Source organism: Moorena sp. SIO3I8 (genome assembly GCF_010692325.1).
Taxonomy (GTDB): Bacteria; Cyanobacteriota; Cyanobacteriia; order Cyanobacteriales; family Coleofasciculaceae; genus Moorena.
In genome coordinates this window covers 1-4,977 of sequence record NZ_JAAHHW010000222.1, presented here as the reverse complement: position 1 = coordinate 4,977, position 4,977 = coordinate 1, and the positions used below count along the sequence as shown (strand labels likewise).

Sequence of the window (4,977 nt, the reverse complement as noted above, 5' to 3'; positions counted from 1 at the left end):
AAGAAGTCATAATCAGGATTTTAAGGAAATTGTTAGAGCCGCTTTCACTAGCAATCAGTCATCCAATCCTATAATCAATCTTACAAATACAGCTAAATCGGAGAGTGATATGTCAGATAATTCACGTAATTTTAATATAGACCAAAGTCAAGCTACTAATCCTAAGGTTAATACTAATCCTAATTTTGCTGTTGCCAACGACAATGCTAGACAATTTAATACTACTAATTTTACATCAGAACAAACCCAAAGCTTAGCCGAAGCAGCAGCTGAAATCCAGCAATTACTCCAACAACTAGAGAAAAACAATCCTACCGCCACAGAAGCACAGCAAGAAGCCTTTGTCAGTGCAGCCATTACACCAACCAAGAAGGAAAGGCTAATTAATGCTATCAAAGAAGGTGGTCAAGGAGCAATTGAAGAATTCCTTGATAACCCATATTTGAACGTAGCAATTAGAATTATTGAAGGGTGGAGAAACCCTTAATTTTACAGGTGCATTGGTGCGATTAGCCTCGCTGCGTCAAAGGCGATCGCGTTTGGATTGGGATGTTGGTTTTACTGGGGCGATCGCATAGCGTGGCCTACATCCCAGGGGTGGGACAGTAGCAGGGTTTTGAGGGAACCTATGTGCCCAAGTGAATTTATTCCTACGTAGATATTTCCGGAATCCTGATTCATCGACTGTAGTTTACATCGAGGAGTGCTCCAGCATTCACTTCAACTAATATGATTGTGGTCGATGAAAGCTAAAGAAGTTCTGAGACGATATGCAGCAGGAGAAAGGGATTTCCGCAGGGTAAATCTTAGGGGTCAATCGTTTCAGGGGGAAGACCTTTCCGGGGCAGATTTTAGTGAAGCGGATATTAGAGGGGCAAATTTTAAGAATGCTACTCTAAGGGAAACTCAGTTCTGTAAGGCAAAGGCTGGATTACAAAAACGGTGGGTAATTGTTCTTTTGTTGGTTTCCTGGATAGTGTCAGGACTATCGGGAATTGCCTCTTTATTGGGTGGAGTAGCAGTAGCGTCACTATTTAACTCTAGCGCCGTAAGACAACCAGCTTACCACTGGATAGTTTTGGTTGTAATAATTGTCTTATTTGCTGTTATACTTTGTGAAGGTATCACCGTAGCTGTAGCCGGATCTGTAACTGGAGCCGTAGCCATAGCGGGAGCCGGAGCCTTCGCCTACAGCATAATCTTCGCCGGAGCCGTAGCCATATGGGGAGAGGGATCCTTAGCCGTAGCCGTAACCCTAGCCATAGCCGTAGCCTTTCCCTTCGGCGTAGCCGGAGGTGTAGCCATAGCGGGAGCCGTAGCCATAGCCGTAGCCATAGCCATAGCCGGAGCCGGAGCCGGAGCTGGAGTTGTAGCCATAGCGGGAGCCGTAGCCATAGCGGGAGCCGTAGCCATAGTCTTCCCCTTCCACGTAGCTGTAGCCGTAGCCATAGCCGGAACCTTACTTGGTGTTTACCTGGGCTGGCGTGCTCTAAAGGGGGACCCCAGAGATGCCTGGATTCGGGGTATTGCTATTGCATTTGCTGCCACAGGAGGTACCAGTTTTTACAAAGCTAATTTAACTGATGCTAATTTCAAAGGAGCTACCCTCAAAAGTACAGATTTAAGAGAGGCTAATTTTTCTCGTACTTGTTGGCAAAATACTATTAAGCTTGACCGAGCTAGACCTGGTAATACTATCTTAGCTAATACGGCTGTCAGAGAATTATTAGTTAGTGGTAATGGTTACAATAAGTCTTATGTGGATGGTAATCTTAGAGGGGCAAATTTAAAAGGAGCTAATTTAAACAAGGCTAATCTCAAATGTGCTGATATTAGTAAAGCAACCTTAGAAGATGCTAATTTAGAATGGGCTAATTTAACTAAAGCTCAAGCAGTTGGTACTGATTTTACCCATGCTTATCTTACGGGAGCTTGTTTAGAAGCGTGGAATATTGATTCAACAACTACATTAACTAATGTTGATTCTCAGTTTGTCTTTTTACTAGAGAATCCCGATGCTATGGGAAGTCGAGAGCGCCGCCCCCATGACTTTAATCGGGTTTTTGAACCAGGGGATTTTGACAAGCTTTATAAGCAGATTATGAATACGGTGCAGATTCTTCTGCGTAATGGGGTTAATCCAGAAGCATTTCGTCAAGCCTTTCAAGAGTTAATGGCAGAAAATCCTGAAATTACTAAGGATTCGATTCAAGGAATTGAGAAGAAAGGAAATGATGTTTTAGTTACCTTGGAAGTTCCAGAATCAATAGATAAGGGTAAGGTTGAGAGACAATTTTTGGAAGTTTATGAGGCTAGACTGGAAGACGCTAGAAGAATTGGTTTTCTAGAGGGTAAAGAAGAGGCTAACACTTGTCATGTTCAGAACTTCAAGGATGTTATACATGCTTTGATCAGTAAGCAGTCATCCAATTCTATAATCAAAGTTATAAATAAAGCTGAAGCGGAGAATAATATGTCAGATAATTCACGTCATTTTAATATAGACCAAAAACGAGCTACTAATCCTAAGGTTAATACTAATCCTAATTTTGCTGTTGCCAACGACAATGCTAGACAATTTAACATTGCTAATTTGACACCAGAGGAAACCCAAAGTTTAGCTAAAGCAGCAGCTGAAATCCAGCAACTCCTCCAACAACTAGAGCAAACCAACCCTACCGCCACAGAAGCACAGCAAGAAGCCTTTATCAGTGCAGCCATTACACCAACCAAGAAGGAAAGGTTAATTAATGCTATAAAAGAAGGTGGTCAAGGAGCAATTGAAGAATTCCTTGATAACCCATATTTGAATATAGCAATTAGAATTATTGAAGGGTGGAGAAACCCTTAATTTTACAGGTGCATTGGTGTGATCGCGTAGCGTGGCCGTAGGCCAATCGCGTTTGAATTGGGATGTTGGTTCTTGGTACTGGTACGATCGCGTTTGGATTGGGATGTTGGTTTTTGGTACTGGTGCGTTCGCGCTTGAATTGGGATGTTGGTTCTTGGTACTGGTGCGTTCGTATAGCGTGGCCTATGACCAATCGCCTTTGGCTGTGCGTAGCGCATCCCAGGGGTGGGACGGTAGCAAGGTTGTGAGGAAACCTATGTGCCCAAGTAAATTTATTCCCACGTAGATATTTCTGGAATCCTGATTCATCGACTGTAGTTTACATCGAGGAGTGCTTCAGCATTCACTTCAACTATATATGATTGTGGTCGATGAAAGCTAAAGAAGTTCTGAGACGATATGCAGCAGGAGAAAGGGATTTCCGCAGGGTAAATCTTAGAGGTCAGTCATTCCAAGGGAAAGACCTTTCCGGGGCAGATTTTAGTGAAGCGGATATTAGAGGGGCAAATTTTAAGAATGCTACTCTAAGGGGAACTCAGTTCTGTAGTGCGAAGGCAGGATTACAGAAAAGGTGGGTAGTTGTTCTTTTGTTGGTTTCGTGGATAGCGTCAGGACTATCAGGAATTATTTCCTTATTTGTTGGGGCGTCAGTAGCGTTTATATTTACCTCTAGCGACGTAACAGAGCAAGTCTTCAGCTGGATAACTTTGATTGTAATAATTGTCTTATTTGCTGTAATCCTTCGTCAAGGTATCAGAAGAGCCTCCGCTGTAGCTTCCGCCATAGCCTCCGCTGTAGCCGTAGCCCTAGCTTTCGCCATAGCCTTCGCCTCCGCCTCCGCTGTAGCCTCCGCCTCCACCATAGCCTCCACCATAGCCTCCACCATAGCCTCCGCCATAGCCTCCACCATAGCCTCCGCCATAGCCTCCGCTGTAGCCTCCGCTGTAGCCTCCGCTGTAGCCGTAGCCTCCGCCATAGCCTCCGCCATAGCCGTAGCTATAGCCTCCGCCATAGCCGTAGCTATAGCCTCCGCCATAGCCTCCGCCTCCGCTGTAGCCTCCGCTGTAGCCATAGCCATAGCCCTAGCCCTAGCCTCCGCTGTAGCCGTAGCCCTAGCCTCCGCTGTAGCCGTAGCCCTAGCCTTCGCCGTAGCCATAGCCTTCGTCTTCGCCTTCGTCTTCGCTTTCGCCTTACTTGGAACTTACCTGGGCTGGCGTGCTATAAAAGGGGACCCCAGAGATGCCTGGATTCGCACTATGGCTATTGCTTTTGCTGCTACAGGAGGAACCAGTTTTTACAAGGCCAATTTAACTGATGCTGATTTTACGGGAGCTATCCTTAAAAGTACAGACTTAAGGGAGGCTACTATCACTCGTACTTGTTGGAAAAATACTATTAAGCTTGACCGAGCTAGACCTGGTAATACTATCTTAGCTGATACGGCTATTAGAGAATTATTGGTTCGTGGTAATGGTTATAACAAGTCTTATGTTAATGGTAATCTTAGAGGTGCAAATTTAAGAGGGGCTAATTTAAATAAGGCTAATCTAAAACTGGCTGATCTTAGCGAAGCCACTTTAGAGGATGCTAATTTAGAATGGGCTAATTTAACTGAAGCTAATTGCGTTGGTACTGATTTTACCCATGCTTATCTTACGGGAGCTTGTTTAGAAGCGTGGAACATTGATTCAAGAACTAGGTTAACTAATGTTGATTGTCAGTATGTCTTTCTACTAGAGAATCCCGATAATATGGGAAGTCGAGAGCGCCGCCCCCATGACTTTAATCGGGTTTTTGAACCAGGGGATTTTGACAAGCTTTATAAGCAGATTACGAATACGGTGCAGATTCTTCTGCGTAATGGGGTTAATCCAAAAGCATTTCGTCAAGCCTTTCAAGAGTTAATGGCGGAAAACCCTGAAATTACTGGTGATTCAATTCAAGGAATTGAGAGGAAGGGAAATGATGTTTTACTTACCTTGGAAGTGCCAGAAGCCACAGATAAGGGTAAGGTTGAAAGACAATTTTTTGAAGTTTATGAGGCTAGACTGGAAGCAGCGAAACAAACTGCTCTGCTAGAGGCGGAAAGAAGTCATAATCAGGATTTTAAGGAAATTGTTAGAGCC

Annotated in this window: 4 protein-coding genes; 3 read left to right on the top strand and 1 reads right to left on the bottom strand. The window is 44.1% G+C overall.

Going from position 1 to position 4,977, the window contains the following annotated elements; genetic code table 11:
• Positions 1-487: hypothetical protein (locus F6K51_RS35170; protein WP_293030227.1), on the top strand; the 487-nt coding region annotated here is incomplete at its 5' end.
• Positions 488-742: 255 nt separating this feature from the next.
• Positions 743-2,851 carry a pentapeptide repeat-containing protein gene (locus F6K51_RS35165; protein ID WP_293030224.1) on the top strand — a complete coding sequence of 703 codons (2,109 nt, stop codon included), beginning with the start codon at positions 743-745 and terminating at the stop codon, positions 2,849-2,851.
• A 2-nt stretch (positions 2,852-2,853) separates the two neighbouring features.
• Here the strand turns inward: F6K51_RS35165 and F6K51_RS35160 are convergent, their stop codons facing one another.
• Positions 2,854-3,069, bottom strand: a complete 216-nt coding sequence (locus F6K51_RS35160; protein ID WP_293030221.1) for a hypothetical protein — start codon at positions 3,067-3,069, stop codon at positions 2,854-2,856.
• A 153-nt stretch (positions 3,070-3,222) separates the two neighbouring features.
• Here F6K51_RS35160 and F6K51_RS35155 point away from each other — a divergent pair.
• On the top strand, positions 3,223-4,977 hold a 1,755-nt coding region (locus F6K51_RS35155; protein ID WP_293030218.1), incomplete at its 3' end, for a pentapeptide repeat-containing protein.